The organism is Palleronia abyssalis (assembly GCF_900302445.1).
Taxonomy (GTDB): Bacteria; Pseudomonadota; Alphaproteobacteria; order Rhodobacterales; family Rhodobacteraceae; genus Palleronia; species Palleronia abyssalis.
This window is the reverse complement of the sequence record NZ_ONZF01000003.1, coordinates 37344-62556: the sequence shown is the minus strand read 5'-3', so window position 1 is coordinate 62556 and position 25213 is coordinate 37344. Positions and strand designations below refer to the sequence as shown.

General features: G+C 63.7%; 24 protein-coding genes. 12 read left to right on the top strand and 12 right to left on the bottom strand.

The genetic code is table 11. The annotated features are described in order from the left end of the window. Position 1: 1 nt before the first annotated feature. Entirely contained in the window at positions 2-3250 is a 3249-nt protein-coding gene (locus PAA8504_RS07640; RefSeq protein WP_108893601.1) for a hypothetical protein, read from the bottom strand. A gap of 177 nt (positions 3251-3427) precedes the next feature. Here PAA8504_RS07640 and PAA8504_RS07635 point away from each other — a divergent pair, with 177 nt between their 5' ends. From PAA8504_RS07635 to uvrA, 7 genes are all read left to right on the top strand, one after another. Then, positions 3428-3886, top strand: coding sequence for a peroxiredoxin (locus PAA8504_RS07635; protein ID WP_108893600.1), 459 nt, complete (start codon positions 3428-3430; stop codon positions 3884-3886). A 164-nt stretch (positions 3887-4050) separates the two neighbouring features. Then, positions 4051-5295 carry an MFS transporter gene (locus PAA8504_RS07630; protein ID WP_108893599.1) on the top strand — a complete coding sequence of 415 codons (1245 nt, stop codon included), beginning with the start codon at positions 4051-4053 and terminating at the stop codon, positions 5293-5295. A 75-nt stretch (positions 5296-5370) separates the two neighbouring features. Continuing rightward, positions 5371-5946 (top strand): DUF924 family protein, encoded by a 576-nt coding sequence (locus PAA8504_RS07625; protein WP_108893598.1) that lies wholly within the window; start codon positions 5371-5373, stop codon positions 5944-5946. 68 nt (positions 5947-6014) lie between these two features. Next, positions 6015-6221 (top strand): hypothetical protein, encoded by a 207-nt coding sequence (locus PAA8504_RS07620; protein ID WP_108893597.1) that lies wholly within the window; start codon positions 6015-6017, stop codon positions 6219-6221. A 39-nt stretch (positions 6222-6260) separates the two neighbouring features. Further along, entirely contained in the window at positions 6261-7421 is a 1161-nt protein-coding gene (locus tag PAA8504_RS07615; protein ID WP_108893596.1) for an MFS transporter, read from the top strand. Positions 7422-7444: 23 nt separating this feature from the next. Further along, entirely contained in the window at positions 7445-7651 is a 207-nt protein-coding gene (locus PAA8504_RS07610) for a hypothetical protein (protein ID WP_108893595.1), read from the top strand. A 98-nt stretch (positions 7652-7749) separates the two neighbouring features. Next, on the top strand, positions 7750-10614 hold the full coding sequence (gene uvrA, locus PAA8504_RS07605; protein WP_108893594.1) for an excinuclease ABC subunit UvrA: 2865 nt from the start codon (positions 7750-7752) through the stop codon (positions 10612-10614). A 4-nt stretch (positions 10615-10618) separates the two neighbouring features. On the opposite strand, the gene PAA8504_RS07600 is transcribed toward uvrA, so the two are convergent. Then, positions 10619-10915: a hypothetical protein gene (locus tag PAA8504_RS07600; protein WP_108893593.1), complete on the bottom strand. Its 297-nt coding sequence runs from the start codon at positions 10913-10915 to the stop codon at positions 10619-10621. A 34-nt stretch (positions 10916-10949) separates the two neighbouring features. Beyond that, positions 10950-11732 carry an exodeoxyribonuclease III gene (gene xth, locus PAA8504_RS07595; protein WP_108893592.1) on the bottom strand — a complete coding sequence of 261 codons (783 nt, stop codon included), beginning with the start codon at positions 11730-11732 and terminating at the stop codon, positions 10950-10952. A 150-nt stretch (positions 11733-11882) separates the two neighbouring features. Between xth and PAA8504_RS07590 the strand changes: the two genes are divergently transcribed. Continuing rightward, entirely contained in the window at positions 11883-13622 is a 1740-nt protein-coding gene (locus tag PAA8504_RS07590) for an AIPR family protein (protein WP_108893591.1), read from the top strand. On the opposite strand, the gene PAA8504_RS07585 is transcribed toward PAA8504_RS07590, so the two are convergent. Next, positions 13590-13913, bottom strand: coding sequence for a HesB/IscA family protein (locus PAA8504_RS07585; RefSeq protein WP_108893590.1), 324 nt, complete (start codon positions 13911-13913; stop codon positions 13590-13592). The genes PAA8504_RS07590 and PAA8504_RS07585 overlap by 33 nt on opposite strands. 75 nt (positions 13914-13988) lie before the next feature. On the opposite strand from PAA8504_RS07585, the gene PAA8504_RS07580 reads away from it, so the two are divergent. Then, complete coding sequence (locus tag PAA8504_RS07580) at positions 13989-15146, top strand: deoxyguanosinetriphosphate triphosphohydrolase (protein WP_108893589.1); 1158 nt, start codon at positions 13989-13991, stop codon at positions 15144-15146. 229 nt (positions 15147-15375) lie between these two features. Here PAA8504_RS07580 and PAA8504_RS07575 read toward each other — a convergent pair whose 3' ends face one another. Then, on the bottom strand, positions 15376-16950 hold the full coding sequence (locus tag PAA8504_RS07575) for an alpha-amylase family glycosyl hydrolase (RefSeq protein ID WP_108893588.1): 1575 nt from the start codon (positions 16948-16950) through the stop codon (positions 15376-15378). A gap of 83 nt (positions 16951-17033) precedes the next feature. After that, on the bottom strand, positions 17034-17561 hold the full coding sequence (locus tag PAA8504_RS07570) for a hypothetical protein (RefSeq protein WP_108893587.1): 528 nt from the start codon (positions 17559-17561) through the stop codon (positions 17034-17036). Positions 17562-17729: 168 nt separating this feature from the next. Between PAA8504_RS07570 and PAA8504_RS07565 the strand changes: the two genes are divergently transcribed. Next, positions 17730-19583 carry a cation:proton antiporter gene (locus PAA8504_RS07565; RefSeq protein WP_108893586.1) on the top strand — a complete coding sequence of 618 codons (1854 nt, stop codon included), beginning with the start codon at positions 17730-17732 and terminating at the stop codon, positions 19581-19583. Here PAA8504_RS07565 and PAA8504_RS07560 read toward each other — a convergent pair whose 3' ends face one another. Further along, positions 19584-20033 carry a hypothetical protein gene (locus PAA8504_RS07560; RefSeq protein ID WP_146190462.1) on the bottom strand — a complete coding sequence of 150 codons (450 nt, stop codon included), beginning with the start codon at positions 20031-20033 and terminating at the stop codon, positions 19584-19586. 128 nt (positions 20034-20161) lie between these two features. Here PAA8504_RS07560 and PAA8504_RS07555 point away from each other — a divergent pair, with 128 nt between their 5' ends. Next, on the top strand, positions 20162-20572 hold the full coding sequence (locus tag PAA8504_RS07555) for a SufE family protein (protein ID WP_108893584.1): 411 nt from the start codon (positions 20162-20164) through the stop codon (positions 20570-20572). On the opposite strand, the gene PAA8504_RS07550 is transcribed toward PAA8504_RS07555, so the two are convergent. The 5 genes from PAA8504_RS07550 to PAA8504_RS07530 form a co-directional block, all read right to left on the bottom strand. Next, on the bottom strand, positions 20569-21210 hold the full coding sequence (locus PAA8504_RS07550) for a DUF1638 domain-containing protein (RefSeq protein WP_370739682.1): 642 nt from the start codon (positions 21208-21210) through the stop codon (positions 20569-20571). The genes PAA8504_RS07555 and PAA8504_RS07550 overlap by 4 nt on opposite strands. Next, positions 21207-21524: a YbjQ family protein gene (locus PAA8504_RS07545; RefSeq protein ID WP_108893583.1), complete on the bottom strand. Its 318-nt coding sequence runs from the start codon at positions 21522-21524 to the stop codon at positions 21207-21209. The genes PAA8504_RS07550 and PAA8504_RS07545 overlap by 4 nt, the downstream gene beginning before the upstream one ends. Next, positions 21524-21733 carry a hypothetical protein gene (locus PAA8504_RS07540; protein ID WP_108893582.1) on the bottom strand — a complete coding sequence of 70 codons (210 nt, stop codon included), beginning with the start codon at positions 21731-21733 and terminating at the stop codon, positions 21524-21526. Before PAA8504_RS07540 ends, PAA8504_RS07545 begins: the two co-directional genes overlap by 1 nt. Positions 21734-21784: 51 nt before the next feature. After that, entirely contained in the window at positions 21785-23170 is a 1386-nt protein-coding gene (locus tag PAA8504_RS07535) for a hypothetical protein (protein ID WP_108893581.1), read from the bottom strand. A gap of 91 nt (positions 23171-23261) precedes the next feature. Next, a complete protein-coding gene (locus tag PAA8504_RS07530) occupies positions 23262-23960 on the bottom strand; it encodes a cobalamin B12-binding domain-containing protein (RefSeq protein WP_108893580.1) in 699 nt (232 codons plus the stop codon). Positions 23961-24133: 173 nt separating this feature from the next. Here PAA8504_RS07530 and PAA8504_RS07525 point away from each other — a divergent pair, with 173 nt between their 5' ends. After that, positions 24134-25210: a PA0069 family radical SAM protein gene (locus PAA8504_RS07525; RefSeq protein WP_108894055.1), complete on the top strand. Its 1077-nt coding sequence runs from the start codon at positions 24134-24136 to the stop codon at positions 25208-25210. Positions 25211-25213 lie beyond the last annotated feature (3 nt).

Genomic DNA, 25213 nt, shown 5'->3' with positions numbered 1-25213 from the left:
CTCATTGGGTCGGACGCACCGGGGGCGGGCGTCGGAAGATCTCGCGGAACATGCCCGGGGTCAGGATGGACAGCGGGTTCACCCCGACCTGCGGCTCCGAGACCGGCCCTTGCAAGGTAAAGTTCACGCCGAACAGCCCCTCGCCCCGCCGGGTGAAGATCGAGCCGATGCGATTGAGAAGATAGATCGGCGACACCACGCCCTGCATGTCCATTCGCTTGTTCACGGTGTCGTACACGCCATCCATGGAGAGGCCAAGCGACGCTCCGACCGCCGAGGACCGGTAGAGCGTGATGCGCTGGGGCGCGACGCGGAACTCCGCGCTGACCTCCTCGAACGGGATGCCGGATGTACCAAGCTGTTCCAAAAGTCCCACCACCGAAATTGCCGAGAGGAGTTCAGCAACCGCCGGTGCATCGCGCAACAGAGGGTTCAGGACGCGGGCCTGCCCCTCGTAGGTGCCGCGCGCGCCGGTAGGGCGCAGGATGACCTCCATTTGGCCGCCTTGCACGCGGTCCACCAGTCCCGCGTCGCGCAGCAGCGCCCCGGCATCGTGGGTCTGAACGCGGATCGCGGTGCCCTGCGCCTCGCCCTGCAGGGCGCCCGCGACAGCAACACCGCCATTGACGAGACCGCTAAAACTGCCCGACAGGATAGATCCCGCGGACAGGTCCACGCGCGCATCGCGCAGGGCGATCGTGTCAGTCAGCGTCACCCGGTCGAGGCGCAGGGTCACCGGACCGCGATCACCCCCGGAGCCTTCGCCACTGCCCCCCAGTTGGGCCCGGCGCAGATCGACGCTGCCGGACGTGACGGCGATGGCCGGGGGTTGGCCGGTGCCGCGGGCCGTGATCTGGACACTCGCATCCAGCCAATCGCCCAGCACGACACGGTCGAGCGTCAGCGCCCCGAACCCGCCCCCATCGCTTAGGCGCACGCTGCCGCGCGCCGAAAGGCCAGGCCCATCCAGCCGTATCCGGTCAACCACAGGCGTCGCGCCTAGCGTCGCGGCAAGGTCGAAGCTGCCCTTCTGATCCGGACGCAGCCGCCAGTTGACGGCGTCGACTGCCATGCCGATCCCGGACAGGTCCGAGCTTGCCGTCAGCCGCGGGGATCGTCCCGTGGCGAGGTCCACGCGGATATCTGCCGTTCCGGTTCCGCTCAGCAGCCCGTCGGGCAGGGCGATGCCCAGGGCAGCCAGGCTGTCGTCCGATACCGTCGCCGTCCCCTCGACCGAGCCTTTGCCGCGGTCGGGACCGGACAGGTTCTGGATCCATGCCCCGCGGAACGGAACGCCGTCGAAGGTGAAGGCGCCATCGGCCCGGATTTCGTCCTTGTCGACCGCGACATCGACGCTGGTCGACCGGATCGATCGACCGTTCACCGCGCTGTCCGACTGGAAGTCGGTGATGGTGCCGGAAACGTCGAACGCGACATCCTCTATCGTCAGGCCCTTTTTCAGGGGCAATTCGATCAGCGTCCGCCCCGACGCGGTGCCCTGGGCGATGTCGGGGCTTCGGTCGCTGCGCGACAGAACCGAAAGGGGCGGGCGGTCGACCAAGGCTAGGATCGATGCCAGCGGCCCTTCGGTCACGAGATCGATCTCGGCCGGCGGCGGCCGGAGGCGGGTTTCGGGAATGGTGAATGTCGTGCCTGACAGGTTCACCGGGGACCGGCCCGCGGGGGTCATTCGCCCTTCGTCGAGGCGCAGCGAGAAGCGCCCGTCGGCAAGGTTGGCGAACCCGGCAGCTTCGGTAATGAGGGGCAGGAACGGCACTACCCGGGCGCTCGCGGAGGTGAACCCGAAGCTGATATCCGTCCGGGGCTTGGGCAGATCGGGGCGCATGCGGAGCGACACGACGGGGTCGATGATCGTGCCGGCCTCGACCCGTTCCAGGAAGAACGCCCGCGCCTTCCGCGCCACCGGAACCGGCCAGAGTTGGCGCAGACGCGTCGCCTGCATCTGCTGGGTCCGCAGACTGAGGTCGGCGGACCAGCCGTCCTCGCCTGCTGTCGCCCGGGCAGTGCCACGCAGGGCATCCTTCGGCTGGCCCGTGTCGGACGGAAGGGCCCATTCACCGACTTCCACGGTGAAAGGGTCGAGCCGCAGGCGCAGATCGACGGAACCGCCGCGAACCTCCACAGGCTCGGGGAACAGGTCGGGCGTGGTGATACGCAGTCGATCCACGCTGAACTGACCCAGCAGCGCGCGGGGAAAGCCGTTCGGCCCGATCTCGGACAGGTCGGCATGGCCCGAAAGGCGGGCCGACCCTTCGCGGGCGCTGACGGCGACCTCGGAAAAGGCGATGCGGTTTGTCGCGGGGTCGAAGTCGAAATAGGCGCGCGCGCCGCCGAACGACAGCGGTCGCGCCTCGGCCCGCGGGCTGAGCGCGCCGGCGCCGATCTGCAGCGTGCCCGCCAGTCCGTCAAGCGTGCCGTCGGCCGCCAAGGTGGTCCGGAGGGCGCCGGAGATCGGCGCGTTCAGGACCGACAGGACCGCCAGGGCAGGGGATTGCAGCGCGATGTCCGACGCGGCCACGCGATCCAGTTCGGCCCGCAGCTGGGCGCTGGAATCGTCCAAGTCCGTGGCGATCGACAGTTGCAGCCGTGCAAGGGTGTCCGACCCGTTGAAGAGGTCGGCGTTCAGTCCGAAATCCAGCCCCTCGTCGTCGCGGGTCAGCACCGCGCTGCCATTGGTGATCTGCCAGACGCGGGCGGTGCGCGCGTCCTCGACCGCGATTGCGGCGTTGCGCAGTTCCACCCGCACGACCCGGTCGAGAGGGGGGCGGTCGAACGCGTCTTCGACGAGGTCGAGGAGAGCGCCCGGTGTTTCGGCCGTGAAGCTGCCGCCGCCGCCGAAGCTGATCTCGAACCGGCCGTCGCGATCGCGTCGCAAGATCAGGTCGGCCCCGCCCACGCGCAGCACATGCGGAGCGATGCGCCCTTCGAGGAGGGCGGCCGGTGAGATGGCGACCCCGATTTCCGACAGGCTGGCAAGATCGGCGCCCGTTGGTGACGATAGGCGCACCCGTTCGAGGTAGACTCGCGGTATGCCGCGGCGGTCGATCTCGACCGTGATCCGGCCGAGGTCTATGTCGATGCCGCCCAGGCGCGCGTCGATGCGCGACTGAACCCGGTCGACCAGGGCGTCGGGCAAGGCGAGGCGTGTGTCAGAAAGTGCCAGCGCAGCCAGGCTTGCCAGGAACGCGATGACGAACCCGGTGGCCAGCAGGATGCTGTGCCCGATCACGCCCGGTCGCCGTTTGCGCCTTGGTTTTGCCTGCCCTGCCATCGGCGGCAATCTGACGTCTTTGAGAGCCTTTGGCCACGGTCAGACCGGCGCGTTCCGATCACGTCCGCGTCGGGCGTTGCCTTTTCTCCGCGGCATCGCACCTTTGGGCGCAGTGCAACATGGAAAGGACCCCCGATGGATCTGACCGGCCAGACCGCCCCCGAGATCGAGCTGCCCCGCGACGGGGGCGAGACCGTTCGAATGTCGGATATCGAAGGCCCCGTCGTTTTGTTCTTCTACCCGCGGGCCGATACGCCCGGATGCACGACGGAGGCCAAGGGTTTTACCGATGCCGCCGACGATTTCGCGGCGGCCGGCGTGACGGTCCTTGGGATTTCGAAGGACCCGGTAAAGAAGCAGGACAAGTTTCGCGACAAGCACGGTCTGACGGTGGCGCTACTGTCGGACGAGGAGGGCGATGTCTGCGAACGCTATGGCACTTGGGTCGAGAAGAAGATGTACGGCAAGACCTCCATGGGGATCGAACGCTCGACCTTCCTGATCGGGCCCGACAGGAGCGTGGTACGCGAGTGGCGCAAGGTGAAGGTGCCGGGCCACGTGGACGAGGTGTTGGAGGCCGCACGCGGCATGTAGCGAGAGCTGTGGCGGGCGCGAATGTCTACCATGGCATAGTGTCCGACGATTTACCCTGTTGAAGTATTTACCCGTTTGATAGGCGCGATTTCGACGAATCGAGTCGGCCGCAGCACATTCGGCGTCCGCCCTTGGGGGCAGGCGCCGACAAGGAGATGACGGGAATGATTGCAGTTCTGGGCAGCGCCTGGGCCCTCTTTCTGGGCATGGGCCTTCTGATGATCGGGAACGGGATGCAGGGCACCCTTCTGGGTATCCGTGGTGATATCGAGGGGTTCTCGACCTTCGAGATGTCGATTGTCATGGCGGCCTATTTCGCCGGATTCCTGGGTGGATCGCGTCTGGCGCCGGAGATGATCCGGAGGGTCGGGCATGTTCGCGTCTTCGCCGCCTTGGCGTCTTTTATATCCGCCGTCCTGATCCTTTACCCGTCGATCACCGAGCCATGGGCCTGGATCGCCCTTCGGGTGATCATCGGATTTTGCTTTTCGGGCGTCTATGTCACCGCAGAAAGCTGGCTGAACAACGCCACGACCAGCGAGAACCGCGGTCAGGCGCTGTCGATCTACATGATCGTTCAGATGGGCGGAATCGTGACGGCGCAGTCGGTGATCGTCCTGGGCGACCCGTCGGGCTTCATCCTGTTCGTCATTCCGTCCGTTCTGGTGTCGCTGTCCTTCGCGCCCATCCTTCTGTCGATCACGCCGACACCACCTTTCGCCTCGACCAAACCCATGAGCCTCAAGCGGTTGTTCCAGTCGTCCCCGCTGGGGTGCGTGGGCATGTTCCTTTCGGGCGGCATGTATTCGGCCCAGTTCGGCATGGCGTCGGTTTACGGCGCACAGGCCGGACTGACCGTTACCGAGATCGGGACGTTCATCGGCGCGATCTTCATGGGCGGGCTGCTGCTGCAATACCCCGTCGGCTGGATCTCGGACCGCGTCGACCGCCGCCTGCTGATCCTGGGATGTTCGGTTATCGGTGTTGTCGCCAGCCTGGCCGGCGTCGTGTTGCCGCCCAGTCTGTCGATTCTGATCACGGTGGGCTTCATCGTCGGCGGGATGATCAATCCCCTTTATTCCCTGTTGATCGCATACACCGCAGATTATCTGGAATACGACGATATGGCCTCGGCGTCGGGCGGGCTGCTTTTCATCAACGGGATGGGCGCCGTCGCCGGTCCGCTGGCGATCGGTGGATTGATGACGGCGATCGGTCCGCGCGGGTTCTGGGTTTTCGTGGGCGCCCTTCTTGCGCTGCTGGCTGCTTACGCGGCCTACCGGATGACCCGCCGGACCGCGCCCAGTTCCGACGAGACGGGCGCCTATGTCGTGCTTACCCCATCGGTTTCGTCGGTGGGCCTGACCGCGGGTCAGGAATGGGCGGCCGAGCAACAGGATGAAGAATGACCCGGAACGGCCCTTGCGTAAGGCCCCGGCATTTGTGACGCTACGGTAACTGGGGACCCAAGAGGAGCATTCACCATGGCGTCACCCGAAGAAGTTCTGTCCTTCTGGCTGGACGAGGTCGGTCCGGAAGGTTGGTACAAGCAGGACGACGATCTGGACCAGGCCTGCCGTGACCGGTTTGCCGCGACCTGGGTCGAGGCGCGGGCGGGCGGCCTGTCACTTTGGTTGACCTACCCCTCCGGGACGCTTGCCTATTCCATCGTGACGGACCAGTTTCCGAGGAACATGTGGCGGGGTCATTCCGATAGCTTCGCACTGGATCCCGTCGCGCTGGCCGCGGCGAAGGTGGCGATCGGCCGTGGGTGGGATATGAAGATCGACCCGCCATCGCGTCAGTTCTTTTATCTGCCCCTCATGCATTCCGAGAACCTGAGCGATCAAGAACGATGTGTGCGCCTGTTCCACGCCCGGATGCCCGAGGCAGAGGATAACCTGATCCACGCCTGTGCGCATCGCGAGGTCATTCGTCGTTTCGGCCGGTTCCCCCACCGCAACGAGACGCTGGGGCGCGAGACCTATCCGGCTGAGTTCGAGTTCCTTCAGAACGGCGGCTATGGCGCTGTGGTGCGCGAGACCCGCGCCGCGGCGTGATCCGGCTTAGGCGGGAACCTTGTCTGGCCCGACCCGGTTGATCGGCAAAACCGCTAAGGGAGTCGATCATGCGGAGTATTTGGGCCTCGATCGCGATGCTTGTCGCCGGGCTGAGCATCGTCGTGCTGCGTCCGATGTTCATGGCCGACGAGATGGCCACCAGCGTCTATGAACGGGACACCGGTCTGGTCTGGTTCGGCTGGCTTCTTCTCGTTTTCGGGGCCGGCATGATGGTCTTCAGTGTCGTACGCTCGCGTCGCAAGAAACGGTCGTAGGACCTTGCCTCGGGGCGGTTTCGGGCGTTTGAGGGGGGCATGCCACATGTCCCCGACCGATCCGATTGGCCCCTGATCCTGCTTCTTTTCACGGCGGGGCTTCTGGCCGCGTGGCAATTCGCGAAGATCTCTCTGCTTCTGCCGGTGGTCGCAATCCGATACGGCAGTTCCCCGGCGGATGTCGCATGGCTCGTGTCGATCGTTGGGCTGGTCGGCATCGTGTTGGGGGCGGTTGCGGGGAATGTCGTCGCAAGTCTCGGGGCGCGTCGCGTTCTGCTCTTCGCACTGTGGCTGGGGGCCGCCTTATCCGCCATCCAGATGGTCTGGTTGCCGATTCCGCTGCTGGCGCTGACGCGAGTCCTGGAGGGGATGTCCCACACATTGATTGTCGTGGCTGCACCGACTCTGATCGCCGGCGCGGCGTCCGAAAGCGGGCGTCCGGTCGCGATGGGTTTGTGGGCCATGTTCTTCGGCGTGGCTTTCGCGCTGGGCGCTGTGGTTTTCCCACCGCTGGTGGCACGCTTTGGGCTGGACGGGTTGTTCCTGGCCCATGCCGTCGGGCTTGCTTGGATTGCCATGATCATCGGGCCGTTGCTGGCGCCACAGCCCCGGCAGCGAATCCTGTTCGCCCCTTTGGATCTGCACCGCAGGATATACATCGCCCCGAACCGGGCCATGCCGGGACTTTGCTTCGTCTTCTACACGGTTCTCTTCGTGGCGCTGGTCACGTTGCTTCCCGTCGCGCTGGACCGGCCCGGCCTTGCCGTCAGCCTGCCGCTGCTGAGCCTTCTCGGCACGTTTGGGGCCGGGTGGCTGTCGAAAAGATTTCCACCCCAGTCGGTGACTGCCGCCGGTTTCGTCTGCACGGCCGGGTTCGCCGCGGCAGGCTGGTTTGGCGGGACGTGGCCCATATTCGGACTGTTCACCACCATGGGGTTGGTTCCCGGCGCCTGTTTCGCCTTGATCCCGCATCTGAATCGCACGGTTGCCGACCAGGCCCTTTCGACGGGGGGGATCGCGCAGATGGGCAATGTTGGTACCACACTGGGCACACCCATTTTCGCGGCCGCGCTGGGCGTGGGCGGGCCGCCCACGCTGTGGCTGGGCACAATGGTGATCGCGTTCGGCGGGCTGGGAACGCTTTGGGCGTTGTCACGAAAAGCGGCGAACTACGGAACGGAGCGCACCAGGGTGCATTGATCCCGGGAAGAAAGGATTTAGCCATGCGCAGTATGTGGTTTTGGGGGGGTGTCACCCTTGTCGGCGTGATCGTCGTCTATGCTTCACAAGGTCTGTCCACCGATCCGGCCGTGGACGCGGACACGGCACTGATCTATCCACACTGGTTGGTCCCCGTGGGGTATTTCGTCTCACTGATCGGGGCCGCTGGATTGGTGATCGCCTATATTCGGCGCAAACGCCGCGGCTGATGGACACAATAACCGGCGTGTTCTATGAATGTTCGCATCACCCGCTGGTATCTGCCACATCATTGTTTATCTGAGGCGGCGATCCTTATGGAGGTCCCATGCCCGAGCTGAAGAAGATCGAGGTTCGCGGCGCGCGCGAACACAACCTCAAAGGTATAGACGTCGATATTCCGCGCGACCAGCTGGTTGTGATCACCGGGCTTTCCGGCTCTGGCAAGTCCTCGCTGGCCTTCGACACGATCTATGCCGAAGGGCAACGCCGCTATGTCGAGTCGCTGTCGGCCTATGCGCGGCAATTCCTCGACATGATGGAAAAGCCGGACGTTGATCACATCAGTGGTCTATCGCCCGCGATCTCGATCGAGCAGAAGACAACGTCGAAAAACCCGCGTTCAACCGTGGGCACTGTCACTGAAATCTACGACTACATGCGTCTCCTGTTCGCGCGGGCAGGCACGCCGTATTCCCCCGCGACCGGCAAGCCTATCGAGGCGCAGCAGGTTCAGGACATGGTCGACACCGTGATGCGGATGGAGGAGGGCACCCGCGGATACCTCCTTGCGCCCATCATTCGCGACCGGAAGGGCGAGTATCGGAAAGAGTTCCTTGAGCTTCGCAAGCAGGGCTTCCAGCGCGTGAAGGTCGACGGCACGTTTTACGAGCTGGACGAGCCGCCCACCCTCGACAAGAAGTTTCGCCATGACATCGATGTGGTGGTCGACCGCATTGTCGTGCGCGAAGGGTTGGAGACGCGGCTTGCCGACTCGTTCCGCACGGCGCTGGACCTTGCCGACGGGATCGCGATCCTCGAGACCGCACCTCGCGAGGAAGAAGGAGAGCAGGAGCGTATCACGTTCTCCGAGAACTTCGCCTGCCCGGTCAGTGGCTTCACCATCCCCGAGATCGAGCCGCGCCTGTTCTCGTTCAACGCGCCCTTTGGCGCGTGCCCGGCCTGCGACGGCTTGGGGGTCGAACTGTTCTTCGACCCCGAACTGATGGTACCGGATGCTAACCTCAAGATCGGGGACGGCGCCATCGCCCCGTGGCGCAAGGGAAAATCCCCGTATTTCACCCAGACGATCCAGGCAATGGCCAAGCATTACGGCTTCTCGTCCTCGACCATGTGGAAGGACCTGCCGCAGAACGTGAAGGATGTGTTTCTGTACGGCTCGGGCGCCGAAGAGATCAAGTTCCGCTACGACGAAGGCGGTCGCGTCTATCAGGTCGAACGGTCGTTCGAGGGCGTGATCCCGAATATGGAACGCCGGTATCGCGAAACGGACTCAACTTGGATCCGCGAGGAGTTCGAGCGCTATCAGAACAATCGGCCCTGCGAAGTCTGCAGCGGATACCGCCTGCGCCCCGAAGCGCTGGCCGTGAAGATCGCCGATCACCACGTCGGCGAGGTGGTCCAGAAATCCATCGGCGAGGCGCTGGATTGGTGCGATTCTGTGCCCGCTAAACTGTCCAAGCAAAAGAACGAGATCGCGCGCGCCATCTTGAAGGAAATCCGGGAACGTCTGGGGTTCCTCAACAACGTGGGCCTCGATTACCTGACCCTGTCGCGCAACGCGGGCACCCTGTCGGGGGGCGAGTCCCAGCGGATCAGACTGGCCTCGCAGATCGGGAGCGGTTTGACCGGCGTGCTTTATGTGCTGGATGAACCGTCCATCGGTCTGCACCAGCGGGACAACGACCGGCTCTTGACGACGCTGAAGAACCTTCGGGATCAAGGTAACACCGTGATCGTCGTCGAACACGACGAGGAAGCGATCCGTGAGGCGGATTACGTTCTTGATATCGGCCCCGGCGCCGGTGTTCACGGTGGTCACGTGATTGCGGCCGGCACTCCGCAGGAGGTGATGGACACCCCATCCAGCGTCACGGGCGATTACCTCGCCGGCCGGCGCGAGATCGCGGTCCCGCATGAGCGGCGGAAGGGCAACAAGAAGAAGCTGTCGGTCGTGAAAGCACGTGGCAACAACCTTCAGAACATCACGGTCGACTTTCCGTTGGGCAAATTCGTCTGCGTCAGCGGCGTCTCGGGAGGTGGCAAATCAACCCTGACAATCGAGACGCTGTTCAAGACGGCCTCCATGCGGCTGAACGGGGCGCGGCATACACCGGCGCCGTGTGAGACGATCAAGGGACTGGAGCATCTCGACAAGGTGATCGATATCGATCAGCGCCCCATAGGTCGGACACCACGGTCCAACCCGGCAACCTATACCGGGGCCTTCACTCCGATCCGCGACTGGTTCGCGGGCCTGCCCGAAGCTAAGACCCGCGGGTACAAGCCCGGGCGCTTCAGTTTCAACGTGAAAGGCGGTCGCTGCGAAGCATGTCAGGGCGACGGTGTCATCAAGATCGAGATGCACTTCCTTCCCGATGTCTACGTTACCTGCGAGACCTGCAACGGCGCGCGGTACAATCGCGAAACCCTGGAAATAAAGTTCAAAGGCAAGAGCATAGCCGACGTTCTTGATATGACGGTTGAAGATGCGCAGAGTTTCTTTCAGGCCGTCCCCTCTATCCGGGAGAAGATGGACGCCCTGGTCAGGGTGGGCCTGGGCTATATCAAGGTCGGGCAGCAGGCGACGACCCTTTCGGGGGGCGAAGCTCAGCGTGTGAAGCTATCGAAGGAACTGGCGAAACGCTCGACGGGACGGACCCTTTATATCCTGGACGAACCGACGACCGGGCTGCATTTCGAGGATGTGAAGAAGCTTCTGGAGGTGTTGCACGAGCTGGTGGATCAAGGGAACACGGTCGTGGTTATCGAGCACAATCTGGACGTCATCAAGACGGCCGATTGGATCGTGGATATCGGCCCCGAAGGCGGCACCGGGGGCGGGACCTTGGTGGCGACTGGCACGCCGGAGGAGGTCGCCGAAGTCGCGGGATCTCACACCGGCCAGTACCTCAAGCCGATGCTGCAACCGCGGAAGGTGGCGGCCGAGTAGGCCGCTACCACAGAATTACGGTCCCGATTTCGATGACTTCCAGAACTATGAGCGTTTTTCGCTTCGCCCGGTAGATGTATTCGTCAAAGCGCATATAGCCTTCGGTCTTGTCGAGGCGGGGTAGGTCGAGGCCGGGGAAGACGGCGGCGAGGGGGGTGTCGGGGGGGAGTGTATCGCCCTTGGCATAGGCGGGGCCTTCATTGCCGCCGTGGGCGGGTGAGAGGGCCAGGAACAGCGCGAGGCCAAGCGTCGCCAGAAGGGCGGTCGGGCCTGTAAAACAAGGGGTTTCACGCTGTGTCATGGGCCATCAACAGAAGGCCGGGGACGTTGTTCCGTCAGGCCGCCAGCGTTATCCAAACGGGTACGTGATCCGATGGCTTTTCACGCGCGCGGAGGTCGGATTCGATCCGGCAATCCTCAAGCAAATCAGCGGCTTGCGGGGTCAGCAGATGGTGATCGATGCGGATCCCGTCGTTCTTTTCCCACGCGCCGCGCTGGTAGTCCCAGAAGGTGTAGAGACCGGAATTCCCGTCCCGCACGCGTAGGGCATCCGTCAGGCCCGCGCCGTGCATCAGCCGGCGAAACGCCGTGCGCGTGTCGGGAAGATAGAGGGCATCCGCCGTCCATTTGTCGGGACGGGCCGCGTCGCGCGCATTCGGGATGACATTGTAGTCGCCGCAGAAGACGGCCGGTTCCTCCAGCGCCATGATTTCGGCCACGCGGGCGCGCAGACGCTCCATCCACGCCAGCTTGTAGTCGTATTTCGGCCCCGGGGCGGGGTTGCCGTTGGGCAGGTAGAGGCAGCAGACCCGCACGGCCCGATCGCCCATCACGGTCGCCTCGATATAGCGGGCCTGCTCGTCGGCCTCGTCGCCGGGCAGGCCGCGCGTCACATCCTCGAGCGGGAGCTTCGACAGGATCGCGACCCCGTTGAAGGATTTCTGCCCGTGGGTGTGGAGGGTATAGCCCAGATCCTCGATCTGCTCTCTCGGGAAGGTCTCGTCCGTGGACTTGATCTCTTGCAGGCAGGCGACGTCGGGCGCGGACTCGGCCAGCCAGTCGAGCAGCACGGGCAGGCGGGCCTTGACCCCGTTGATGTTGAAGGTGGCGATTTTCATTGATCTCATCCGCGGCAGCGATGAAAAATGTTCATGTAGTCACACTGGTATTAGATCGGTGGTCTAAGCGGGAATTGATGCCACTTTTACCTTGAGAAGCGCTCGCAGATAGATATCCTAGTGTCAATCCCTACCAAAAATGGATTTGAAATGAACCCTGTAGTCGCGGCGCAACTCAAACAATTCAAAGACGCCAATCCAGTGGCGGAGATGAGTGACGCTAGCTATTTTGAGGTTTATAGTGTATTCTCCGTAGTCAACGGTCGCCTCAAGGAGAACGTTGACCCTTTCGATCTACATTTGCGCGGCGATGAGTTCGGAATTGACGGATGTGGAATCACCATAGGAGGAGATCTGGTCGGGAATACGGATGACGCGGAGGCTGGCCTTAGTTCTTCCAAGGATGCTCAGATTTCGTTCACCTTCCTTCAGGCCAAGCGTAGCGAAGGTTTTGACTACGGTGAAATGTCAAAGTTTTTTGATGGGGTCTGCGACTTCTTCAGCGGAGGCATGGATGGAGAGAGCGATCAGCTGGATGATCTGGCTGGAGCTATTCGGGCAGTATATAGTTCTGCACTGCGTAGGAATCCCTCGATCTATCTTTACTTTGTTTCGACCGGAAAATATGAGGGAGTTCAAAGAATTGAGCGGCTAATAGAGGCGAGCCGCTCAAGGCTAGATGACATGAGCTTGTTTTCAGAGATCCATATTGAACTTCTGGGTGCGAAAGAGCTTCAGGAATCTTATAGGTCCGCGACGAGCGCAAACTCTCAGGAAATCGAGTTTCCCGATAACAAAACTTTGCCTTTGCATCCCGATGTAGCTCAGGCCTTCATCGGCTTTGTTGACGGTGAACAGTTGTTGCGGCTTGCCACGGTAGAGACGCAGGCTGGTCCAGAGATCAACCAGAGTGTTTTTTTTGACAACATACGAGACTTTGATCCTGCTTCGCCAATAAATAAGAAAATTATGCAGGATATCGAGTCTGGTGAACGCCTTGGCTTTGTCTTTCGAAATAATGGCGTGACTGTGGTGGCTCGCGGGATTAATCGAACTGGCGACCGGTTTCTTGTTGAAGACTTTCAAATAGTAAACGGTTGTCAGACAAGCAACATTCTGTTCGAGTGCCGCGATTCTTTGGAGGGGGTCTCGGTTCCTTTCCGGCTTATCGGGTCGGCCGATAACGATTTTATAACTAGCATCATAATCGGGACAAACAGTCAAAACGCGGTCAAGGAAGAGCAGTTCTGGGCGCTAAAGCCTTTTATGAAAGATCTCGAAGAGTTTTGTGGGCAGAAAGCTGGCGACGAGAAGCTGTATCTTGAGCGTAGAGAAAATCAATATCGTGACGCTTCTATTGAGCGAACTAGGGTGTTGCGGCCGTCCGATCTAATGAAGGCTGTGGCTGCGATGTTCATTTTTCAGCCACATCGCGCTGCTCGTGATGCACGCGGCATTAGACGCGAGTATAGCGATAAATTTTTTGTGGAGGCACATAGTGTTCTTCCATATCACTCTGCTGGCTATGCTAGCTACCGCTTCGACTACTTAATTAGAAACCGAAAACTTGAACGTTCGAATAACATTTATAAGTTTTATGTTCTATTTAGGCTCGGCTTGAAGACGGTAGGTAGAGGAAGGGTCTTTGATCTTCGATCCAATAAGGTGGAGAAGATTGCAGCGGAAATCAACCGAATGTGCGGTGACGAGCAAAACTTTATTAAGTTCTGCAATGACACGCGTCAGGAAGTGGAAGGACTTTTGCAAAAGCTACAGGACATGGATGCGAGCAGTGTGTCGAGGGAGCGACTGCGTGACGCCCTCCGATCAGAAACGTTCGCTCACGAATTCGATAAGCTACATCGCAAAGCTAGTCCCGCACCCACATGAACTCGTCGCGTTCGGGTTGTCTATCGTAAACCGGGCGCCGATGAGCTCTTCGGTGAAGTCGATCACCGCTCCGGCCAGGAAGGGCAGGGAGATCTGGTCGACCAGCACGCGCTCTCCGTCCTTTTCGAGGATCAGGTCGTCCTCTTCGGGGGCGTCGAGCTTGATCTCGTACTGGAAGCCCGAGCAGCCGCCGCCCTCGACCGCGACGCGCAGGGCCTGGCCTTGCGCGGCGGCGTTGATCTCGGACAGGCGCGCGAAGGCGCGGTCGGTGACTTTGGGGGGAAGGTTCATGGTTCGATCCGCCTGTAATTCCTAGGATACGCCGAATATATGGGATGCGGCCCCATGGAACAAGGAGCGCCGCCCGTGACCGCGATCTATGCCTCGGACCCCGGTGGAAGCCGCGGGCGGTTGTATGACGAGAGCTATTCGACGTTCCGGTCCCCGTTCCAGAGGGATCGGGACCGGATCATCCATGCCAGCGCCTTCCGTCGGCTGAAGCACAAGACGCAGGTGTTCGTCGAGCATGAGGGGGATTACTTCCGCACGCGGCTGACCCACTCGATCGAGGTGGCGCAGGTTGCGCGGACCATCGCGGGGGTGCTGGGGCTGAACAGCGACCTGACCGAGGCGGTGGCGCTGGCGCATGACCTGGGCCACCCGCCGTTCGGCCATACGGGCGAGGAGGCGCTGTCGAAGCTGATGGCGCCTTACGGGGGGTTCGACCACAACGCGCAGGCGATCCGCATCGTAACCTCGCTGGAGCGGCATTACGCCGAGTTCGACGGGCTGAACCTGACCTGGGAGACGCTGGAGGGGATCGCCAAGCATAACGGTCCCGTGGTGGGGGACGTGCCGTATGCGCTGGCCGCGTATGTGGCGCGGCACGACCTGGAGCTGGGCACCCATGCGAGCGCCGAGGCGCAGGTGGCGGCACTGGCCGACGACATCGCCTACAACAATCACGACCTGCATGACGGGCTGCGGGCCGAGCTGTTTTCCACGGACGAGCTAGCCGAGCTGCCGCTGCTGGACGAATGTTTCGCGCGGGTGGACGAGCTGTATCCCGGGCTGAACTACTACCGGCGGCGGCACGAGGCGCTGCGTCGGTTCTTTGGCCTGCTTGTCGAGGATGTGATCGCCGAGGCCGAGGCGGCTTTGGCCGAAGTCGCCCCGGGGTCGGCAGATGACGTGCGGCATGCGGGACGCGCGGTGGTGCGGTTCTCGCCGGGCGTGTGGGAGAAGCTGAAGGTGATCCGGTCGTTCCTGTTCCACCGTATGTACCGCGCGCCCGGCGTGGTCGAGATGCGCGCGAAGGTGACGCAGGTTATCGAGGAACTGTTTCCGCTGTTCATGGAGCGGACGGATCTGCTGCCCAAGCAATGGCGCAAGGATGTTGAGGAGGCCGAAGGCGAAGTGGCGCTGGCGCGGATCGTTCTGGACTATATCGCCGGGATGACTGACCGGTTCGCGATCCAGAGCCACGAGCGCCTGATCGGCGGGGACTTGGCCCGGGCGATCTGACCGCGGCGCCGTAGGTGGGGCGGGTTGGGTATTTGAACAAGGATGAAGCACCTAACCCTTTGTTAAGGTTACCGCGCTATGCCTGTTCCGGCGGTACAGGCTGGGGAGCCGATGACCGCCAAGGGTGAAGCCCCGCTCCGGGATCGGCGCCGGTTGCGGAGCGGGGTGGATCGCCAATTCATCCTTGGAAAAATACCCAAACGGTGTCCGGCCCGCAAAACGCGGGGTGTCAAAGATCGAATATGACCCCTTCATCGGGCAGAAGCCCGTCGACCGTGCGAAGATCGCGGTCGGGGAGGGTAGAGAGCCGCGCCGTGCCTTGAACGGGCAGGGGCTGCGGTTCATCGGTGAAGTTCAGGGCGACCGCCAGCGATCTTCCTTCATGGGCGCGGCAGTAGGCGAGGACCGCGCCGTCGGCATGAAGGCGCGAATAAGTACCGCAGTTGAGTGCGGGTTCCGCGCGGCGCAGGGTGATGAGGGCGCGCACGAGGGTCAGCATCGACTGCGCATCTTGTGCCTGTGCGGCGGCGGAAGCGATGCCCGACATGGGAAGGAAGGACGTACCTCTCGTGAAGCCGCGTCCAAGCGTATCGTCCCAAGGCATTGGGATCCGCACGGGGTCGCGACCGATGCCGGTGTCGGGGTTGTTGATGGCCCAGGGGTCTTGGAGAAGCTCCTCCGGGACGTGCTCGTTCTCCATACCCAGCTCGTCACCCTGCCACAGCGTAGGCGTGCCGCGCAGGGTCAGAAGCAGCATCTTGGCCACCCGGGCTTGCGCAGCGCCGACACGGCTGGTGATGCGGTCGCGATCGTGGTTGCCAAGCACCCAGTTCGGCCAACCCCCTTCGGGGATCATCGCCTCGTAGCGGTCGATGTAGTTGGCGATGTGAAGCGGGTCCCAGGGGGCCTGGATCAGTTCAAAGTTGAAGGGCAGCTGGAAGCCGTCGCCCGCCGCGCCGTAATAGAGCATGACCTCATCTATATTTCCGTAGGCTTCCCCGACCAGAAGTCGGGCGCCGTCTTGGGTGGCGTACGCGTCGGCCACGGCCCGCATGGCGCGGACATGGGGGAAGACCTCGGGTTGGTGGGAGGTATAGGTGCGAAATAGCGACCGCGCCGGGCCCTCTTTCGGATCCCAGTCGGGGTTCTTCGGGTTGTCGCGCAATTTGGCGTCCGGCGTCAGGTGTTCCACCGCATCGACGCGGAAGCCATCGACACCGCGGTCGTACCAAGTGGCCATCGCGTCCAGCATAGCCTGAGCAACGTCCGGATTGCGCCAGTTCAGCGCCGGTTGTTCGCGCGCGTAGATATGCAAGTAGTATTGCTGCGTGGTCTCGTCCCACGTCCAGGCCGGGCCGCCGAACTCGCTGATCCAGTTGTTGGGCGGGCCGCCATCCGGTCCCGCCTCGCGCCAGATGTACCAGTCGCGTTTCGCGTCGTCGCGCGACCTGCGACTGGCCTGGAACCACGGATGCTGGTCCGAGCTGTGGGCGGGCACGAAATCCAGAAGGACCTTCAGCCCCAGGCGATGGGCCTCGTCGGTCAGCGCCTCGAAATCCGCGATGGTGCCGAAGATCGGCTCGACCCCCGTATAGTCCGAGATGTCGTAGCCCCCGTCCTTCATGGGCGAAGGGTAGATGGGCGAGATCCAGACCGCGTCCGCGCCCAGGGACGCGACATGCGAAAGGCGCATGCGGATGCCGTTCAGGTCGCCCACGCCCGAGCCGGTCGAATCCTGGAACGAGCGGGGATAAATCTGATAGATAATGCCGCTTTGCCACCAGGGCGCATCGGTTCCGGTCATCGCAGGGGCCTTTCGGGAAGGAAGCGTTCGGATCGCGCTAGCAAAGCGTCGGGGGCGTCGCAAGGCGGGGCCCCGAGGGCCGCTCAGGCCGGCCGGGCCGAGGGCCACAACTGCTGGGCGAGGAGGATCACCGTGGCCGGAAGGACGGCGGCGATCTGTTCGTGCCCGCGCCAGGCCAGCGACCAGACCAGCGCGGCCGCGATCATGCCCAGAAGCGTGAGCGTGCCGAGGCGGACCCGGCGGACATCCCCGGCGCGGCGCGAGAACAGGCCGCGGGGCAGGACGGCCCAGCAGACGAGGCCCGCCAGAAGCATGGTCGCGAACAGGGCGGATTCCTGCATCTGCGCGCTGAGGCGGGCAAGCCGGTCGATCCCGGCGCCGAGCGCGATGGCCTCGAGGCAGAGCCACAGGTTGATCGCGGTGAAGAGCGGGTTGATCGCCCACCGCCGCAGGACCAGCACGGCCGTGCAGGCGACCGCCAGGCCCGCGCCCAGGATGAACCGCTGGTCGATGGGCAGCCCGAACCGGCCCGACCACGAGAACGCGGCGATCGGGGCCAGCTCGAACGCGACGAAGGTCCAGTGCAAGGGACGGTGTGTCAGCGGCGCCATGGGCGAAGCGGACCACGTATTTCGGGGCGGGGCAAGCCGCGCGATGTGCGTGGTCGCCGGGGGTCGTGCGATGGGCGCAAAACCGGCCGGAACCGGGCGTTATCGTTCTTTCTTTCGGCGGGGGGGATGTTACATCCTGGCGGATACGGGACGAAGGATTATCCGGACATGGCAGTCGAGACGGCAGCAGGGGCATTGGACCCGGTGGCGGCGGTGGCGCTTGTCGGCGCGCTTGGCGTGGGGGCCCAGTGGCTGGCTTGGCAATTGCGGATGCCCGCCATCGTTCTCATGCTGGCCGTGGGCGTGATCGCGGGGCCCGTTCTTGGGATCTTCGATCCCCAGCGGGATATCGGGCCGTTCTACTTGCCGATGATCTCGATCGCGGTGGCCATCATCCTGTTCGAGGGGGGGCTGACACTGAACTTCCATACGCTGCGGGACGCAGCCTCGGGGGTGAAGCGGCTGGTCTTCATCGGGGCGCCCGTGGGGTGGCTTCTGTCCACGCTGGCGCTGCGCTATGGCGCGGGCACCACGTGGGAGAGTGCCGCGGTCTTCGGCGGCATCATGATCGTCACCGGCCCCACGGTGATCGCGCCGCTTCTGCGATCGGCCAGGCTGGCACGGCGTCCCGCGGCCTTGTTGCAGTGGGAAGCGATCCTGAACGACCCCGTGGGCGCGTTGGCTGCGGTGCTGGCGCTGGAGGTGGTGATCGTCCTGAACACGGCCGAGCAGTTCGCCGAGGCGACCTGGACGCTGGTCTGGGGTATCACCGTGGCGACAGTGCTGGGGATCGGCGCGGGCTATGCCCTGTCTTGGGCATTCCGCCGGGCCAAAGTGCCCGAATACATGAAGGTGCCGGTGCTGTTCGTGGTCGTGCTGGGCGTCTTTGCCGTTAGCGACCTGATCTTGCACGAATCCGGGCTTCTGGCCGTGACCGTGATGGGCATCGTGATCGCCAACGCGAACCTGCCCAGCTATGAGGAGATGCGCCGGTTCAAGGAGCATGCGACGGTCCTTCTGGTTTCGGGTGTGTTCATTCTGCTGGCGGCGTCCCTGGACTTCAGCGCCCTGTCCCAGCTGACGTGGCGGTCCATCCTGTTCGTTATCGTGGTGTTGTCAGTGGTCCGGCCGGTCACGGTGTTCCTGGCGCTTTACTTCACCGACCTGCCGATCCGCGAAAAGATTCTGGTGGCGACGACCGGCCCGCGCGGCGTGGTTCTGGTGGCCGTCGCCGGTCTGTTCGGCGAACGTCTGATCGGTCTGGGGGTCGAGGACGGCGCGCTGATCGGTCCGCTGGCCTTCATCCTGGTGGCCGCGTCGGTGGTCGTGCATGGCTTCACGCTGGCGCCGGTCGCGCGATTCCTGAAGGTGACGGCGGCCGAGGTGCCGGGCGTCATCCTGGTGGGCGGGTCCTACTGGACGACCGGGCTGGCCGAGACGCTGAAGAAGGCCGAGATCCCGGTTCTTGTGACGGATGCGAACCGCGGGCATCTGCGGCGGGCGCGTGAATTGGGGATCGAGACGTTCTTCGGCGACGTCCTGTCGGAGGGGGCCGAGCTTCGGGTGGACATGGCGGGCTACAAGATCGTGGTCGCCGCGACTGACAACGAAGCCTACAACACGCTGGTCGCCACCGATCTGGGCCCGGAATTCGGGCGCGAGAATGTCTATCAGTTGGCGCGCGAGAAGGCGGCGAACGCACGGCATGCGTTGCCATCCTCGCTGGGTGGGCGAACCTTCGCGGGGAATGCGACGTATAACGAGCTCAATCGGCTCATGTGGCAGAACTGGACGTTCCGCGTCACGCGGTTGAGCGAGGAATACCGGATGAAGGAGTGGCGCGAGAAACGCCCCGAGGCCAAGCTTCTGGCCTTCATCGACACGGCTGGGGAGATCCATTTCATCGGCAAGGATGACGAGGTCGCCGCCGGGCCCGGTGTGCGTCTGGTGTCGATGCTGCCGCCAGGCGAGGCCGAGACCGTCAGCGAGGATCAAAAGCCCACGAGCGAGAAGAAAGGCTGATCAGCGACGGATCGTCTGGGCGTTCTGCTCCGACAGGACGACGATTTCCCGGATGCTGAAGAGATCGCGGGGGGAAATCTCGTAGGCCGCCGTGATCCTGCGCACGCGGTCGGGGGCGGGCAGGGGCGTCGCATCGGTGGGTGGATTCGCCACGAAGGCCAGGCGCAGCACGCCGGGGTCGGTTTGCGGCAGCGGGATCAGGGCCGCCTTCCAGTAGCCGGGGCGCGGGATTGCGGCGGTCGCGCGGACGATGGCGGCGCCGGTGGTGTCGGGCTCGACCTCGATGCCGGCAAGGGCGGGGACCAGCGGACGGTCGTCCGGGATTTCGGCCGAGATCGTGTCGGGACGCATGACCTCATCGGTTTCGCCGGCACCGCCGAACGGATTCAGGCGTCCGCATCCCGCAACGCTCAGCGCGACGAGTGCCGCCAGCATGAATCGTGTCATCATGGTCCCCCCACAGTTTTTCCCCGCCCGAAGCGATAGCCGATGTGCCGCGGTGTGAAAAGCTGTTGGCGGCTTGCCACCGGGGCACCCGGGGCTTACCTGCCACCCCGGACCAGCACCGGGGAAAGATCATGGCCAGCGCCGCGTTCGAGGACATTGCCGACACTTTCGAATTCCTGGACGATTGGGAGGACCGGTATCGCCACGTGATCGAGATCGGCAAGGCGATGCCCCCCCTGGAGGATGCCCTGAAGGTGCCAGCCACCAAGGTCGAAGGCTGCGCCAGCCAGGTCTGGCTGGTGCCCACCATCGAGGCGGGCAAGTTCGACTTCCGTGGCGATTCCGACGCGATGATCGTCAAGGGTCTGATCGCGATCCTGCATGCCCTCTATGCCGGGGAGCCTGTGGGGTCCGTGCCGAAGATCGATGCCGAGGGCGAATTGGCGCGGCTTGGTCTGAATGACCATCTGTCGTCGCAACGCTCGAACGGTCTGCGCGCCATGGTCGAACGGATCCGCGTCACGGCCAGAAACGCGGGCTAATCGGCGGCCGTCGCAAGCACGGTTTCAAGGTCGCCAAAGCCGGTGAAACGTCGTTCGAACCGCAGGCCCAAGGATGAAGCCGCGGCTTCGGCACGACGGGTCAGTTCAGGGTCGTCGGTCTGGGCGAGGTAAACCAACCGATCGTAATTACCGAAATACATTTCGCGCAGTTCAGGATGACGGTCGAGGCCGAGGGGGCGCGTGACGAAGGCGTCGAACTGCCGGGCCAGGAAATCGGTGAGGTAGAAAGCAGTGATCTCATCTTCGGCCGCCGCCTCGAACGACCCGACCCCGGTGAAGAAGGCGTAGCAATGGGCGCCGGGCAGGCGCTGTACGCCGAACTCGGCACAGAGGCGATCAATGTCGCCCCCGGTGCCACAATCCCCGTATCCGATCAGAATTGTTTCGTAATCAGCCCGATGCCGCAGGATCGCCTCGCGCAGGGCCGGCGCGATTCTTTCGGGCCGGTTGTGCAGGATCGCCGGAAGGCAGGCCAGATCCACATGATCCAGATCGTTCAGACGGATCAGCGCGGTGATCTCGCGCGCGAGCGCCCCGCAGGCCAGCACCAGAACGCGCCCGGCACCGTCGGGGCGCAGGCCGTCATGGGTCAGCGCGGCTTCGTCGGGCAGGGTCACGGGGCCAGCTTGACGGCCGTGCCGAAAGCCAGGACCTCGCTGGCCTGCTGGGCGATCTGCGACGTCTCGAACCGCGCGCCGACGATGGCGTCCGCGCCCATGGCCTCAGCCTCGGCGATCATGCGATCCAGCGCCTGTTCCCGTGCGCCGGCCAGAAGCTGGGCGTATTCGCGGACTTCGCCCCCGACGAGGTTACGCAGGCTTGCGACGATGTCCGATCCCAGATGCTTGGCCCGCACGGTCGAGCCGCGCACCAGACCCAGGGTCTGGGCAATCTCGCGGCCCGCGACGGTCTCGGTCGTGACGATCAGCATCAGCGCGGGGTCCGGTCGTATTTGTCGCCCTCGGCCATGCGGTCGCGGATGACACGCACCACGACATAGGCGATCAGCGCCGCGGGGATCAGAAGCGACAGGATCCACGGCTGCGAGATCCCGGCGAAGACGATTGTCCCCAGCCATACCGTGATGCCGGCGGCCAGAATGACGAGCACGAGGATCAGGACGAAACGGTCGAGCGGCATGGCGCACCTCCTGCATTGCGATATGGGGAACGTCGAAGGGAATGGGAAGGGTCAGGTCAGTACGGCAAGCAGGCCGCTGCCGAGGGCTGGGGTCAGAAGTGTCAGGAGAACCTTGCCCTTCTCGGTCAGCGTATCGCCCAGAAGGTCGTGGGGCATCGAGATCTGTGTGGCCCCGTCGAGGATGGTCCTGAACTTGGTTTCTCCAGCGCCGATATGGCAGATCAGCGCGCGAAGCCCGGGCGGGTCCTCTTCTAGGGGCCCGGGGGCGTTGCCGCGCGGAAACATCCGGTCCAGCGCCCTGTCGGCAAACTTCAACGCGTCGGATGTCGCGGGCCGTTCGGTTGCCGCGGCATAGGGCGCAACGCGCAATGCCGGGATCGCATAGCATAGGGCCACCGCCGCCGAGAACAGCACCCCGGTCGAGATGAGCCACGCATTCCCCAACTGCGCCACACCCTGTGGCAGTTCGCGGCCGCCGGTAGTGCGCAGTGCCGCCACCTCGACCGTAAGCGCAAGCGCGAGCAGCCCGAGGGCCATGACGATGACGACGGGAATGCAGGTCTGGCGGATATTGCGCATCGAGACGGCGGGCGCGACCTCTCGCCAGACCTTCGGGCCGTCGTCGCTGACCTTGGGGCCGGTCTTGCACATCTGCCTCAACGTCGGAATGTCCTGGCCGGGCGTGACGAGCAATCGCCGCACGTCGACGGCAACGCGATGACGCGGCCAGTTCGACGCGAAAGTCCAGGTGTTCAGTTGTGTTAGCATTAGCAGAACGACGAGGCCGGCCAGACCCGAGGCAAACGCGATGGGCGCACGATCCGGGACCAGCGCGTCCACAAAGCGCTGAGGAAGTCCCAGGGTCCATCCGGACTGCGACAAGGCAAGGGCGGCCGCGGCCGTCCCCGACAGGATCGTCCCGACGCCGGGTCCGACGACGCGCCGCGGGGAATTGTGCGTCTCGATCGCCGACAGGACCCTGATGGCGATACCCAGATGCCCGATAAGAGCGACGCCCAGTGCGGCAAAAAACAGAACGCTTGCAGTGGTGAGACGAAGCTCCGCCGCGCGGATGCGGGCGGCGCCTTGCCGGACGCCACGGTCTTCGGCCTCGATCCGGTCGAGTATGGCGCGGCGGGCGGCCAGTTCCGAAGCGGTGTCGGCTGCGGTTTGCCCCGCGACAGCGGAGGCAAGGGTTCGGGCTTCGATGGCGGCCAGCCGGGCGCGGTCGATATCGGTGCGCAGGATCGCAGCAGGCGGAGCGATCGCGGTAGGATAGAGTGCCGAGGTCACGGTCGAAGTATGGATGGGAAGCGTAGCGATAAGCGCCCAGACGACGATCACCACGGGTGCGAAACGGGTCCGGAAGGAAAGGTCATAGCCGCGGTGCAGACGGTCGATGGCGTCCCGGGTTCGACGTGTGGTGTCTTCTGTCATGTCCCGGGCCCCGCATCCATGCGCTTGCCCGGGATTTGACCGCTCGCCGAACGTTACGTCAACGTCTGGCGTGGTACCGTCGGATTTGCGGTCAGGCGTTCATCTGATTGTGGCGGCGCTTGACGAAATCCTTCGCCGTCTCGACCGCGACGGCGGCATCGCGGCAATAGGCGTCGGCACCGATGGCGCGGCCGAATTCCTCGTTCAGGGGGGCGCCGCCGACCAGCACGATGTAATCGTCGCGGATGCCCTTCTCCTTCATCGTGTCGATCACGACCTTCATGTAGGGCATCGTGGTCGTCAGAAGGGCGGACATGCCCAGGATATCGGCCTGTTCGCGGACCAGCGCTTCGAGGTAATCCTCGACCGGGTTGTTGATGCCCAGGTCCACGACCTCGAACCCGGCGCCTTCCATCATCATGCCCACGAGGTTCTTGCCGATGTCGTGGATGTCGCCCTTGACGGTGCCGATCACCATCTTGCCCTGCTTGGGCGCACCGGTTTCGGCGAGCAACGGCTTGAGAATGAACATGCCGCCCTTCATGGCGTTGGCGGCCAGAAGAACCTCGGGGACGAACAGGATCCCGTCGCGGAAATCGTGTCCGACGATGGTCATGCCGGCGACGAGCGCCTCGGTCAGGATGCGATAAGGCTCCCATCCTCGTTCCAGAAGGATGTTCACGCTCTCTTCGATTTCGGGCCTCATACCATCGTAGAGGTCGTCCATCATCTGTTCGACGAGTTCTTCGTCGCTGAGGTCGGAGAGGATAATTTCGTCGTCGTCGGCCATGGTCGTCTCCTGCCAAGCGTTTCAGACCAGTGCCGCTGTTTTCGATGCGGGGTCTGATCGGATTGCGACTTCACTTGAGGCAATGGCGACATGGCGTCAAATGCGGATGCTGCATCATCGACATGAGGCGCATGGGGGTTTCGCGCGTTCTCATTCCGTTCTATATCGTGGCGATGCCCGACCTGCCGCCGCCCCATCTGCGCACCCGCGCCCGCGGGACCGAACTGAACCCTGAAACCCGGTTTGACGCCCATGTGCGCGAGGCGGTCGATGACGGCTGGGCCCCGGATGAACCGCGGCTGGCCCAGACGGAGGTCCGCGACGAGCGGATCCGCGCGATTATCGCGCGCAACACGTCGCCCGACATCTCTTTCGACCGGTCGATCAATCCCTATCGCGGCTGCGAACATGGCTGCGTGTACTGCTTTGCGCGGCCGTCGCATGGTTATCTGGGCATGTCCCCGGGTCTGGATTTCGAGACGAAGCTGATCGCCCGGCCCGAAGCGCCCGCCGTGCTCGATCGGCAGTTAAGAGCGAAAGGGTATCGCTGCGACGTCATCGCGTTGGGGACGAATACGGATCCCTATCAGCCGATCGAGCGCGAGCGTCGGATCATGCGCGGGGTGCTGGAGGTCTTGCAGCGGTTCCGCCACCCGCTGACCATCGCCACCAAGGGGGCCATGGTCGAGCGCGACGTCGATATTCTGGCGGAGATGAGCGGCGCAGGCCTGGCGCGCGTCGGCATCAGCGTGACGACACTGGACACGTGTCTGGCCCGGACGATGGAGCCGCGGGTTCCGTCCCCCGCGCGTCGGCTGAAGGCCATCGAGACCTTGGCCAAGGCCGGGGTCGAGGTGCGGGTCATGGTTTCCCCGGTCGTGCCCGGTCTGACGGATCACGAGATCGAGGGGGTCCTGTCCGCTGCCCGCAACGCGGGGGCGGTCGCGGCGTCGTGGATCATGCTACGCCTGCCCTACGAGGTCTCGGGGCTGTTCGAGGATTGGCTGGAACGGCACGCTCCCGGACGGTCGGCGAAGGTGCTGTCGCGGCTGCGCGAGATGCATGGCGGGGCGCTTTATTCGTCGGAATGGGGCCACCGGATGCGCGGCGAGGGGCTTCACGCCGAGCTGATCGGCCGGCGCTTCGACTTGGCCCGGCGGCGGCTGGGTTTCGCCGAGGGCCTGCCGCCGCTCAGGCGGGAGCTGTTCGCTGTGCCGCTTGGGGATGATCGGCAGGCGTCATTGTTCTAAGGG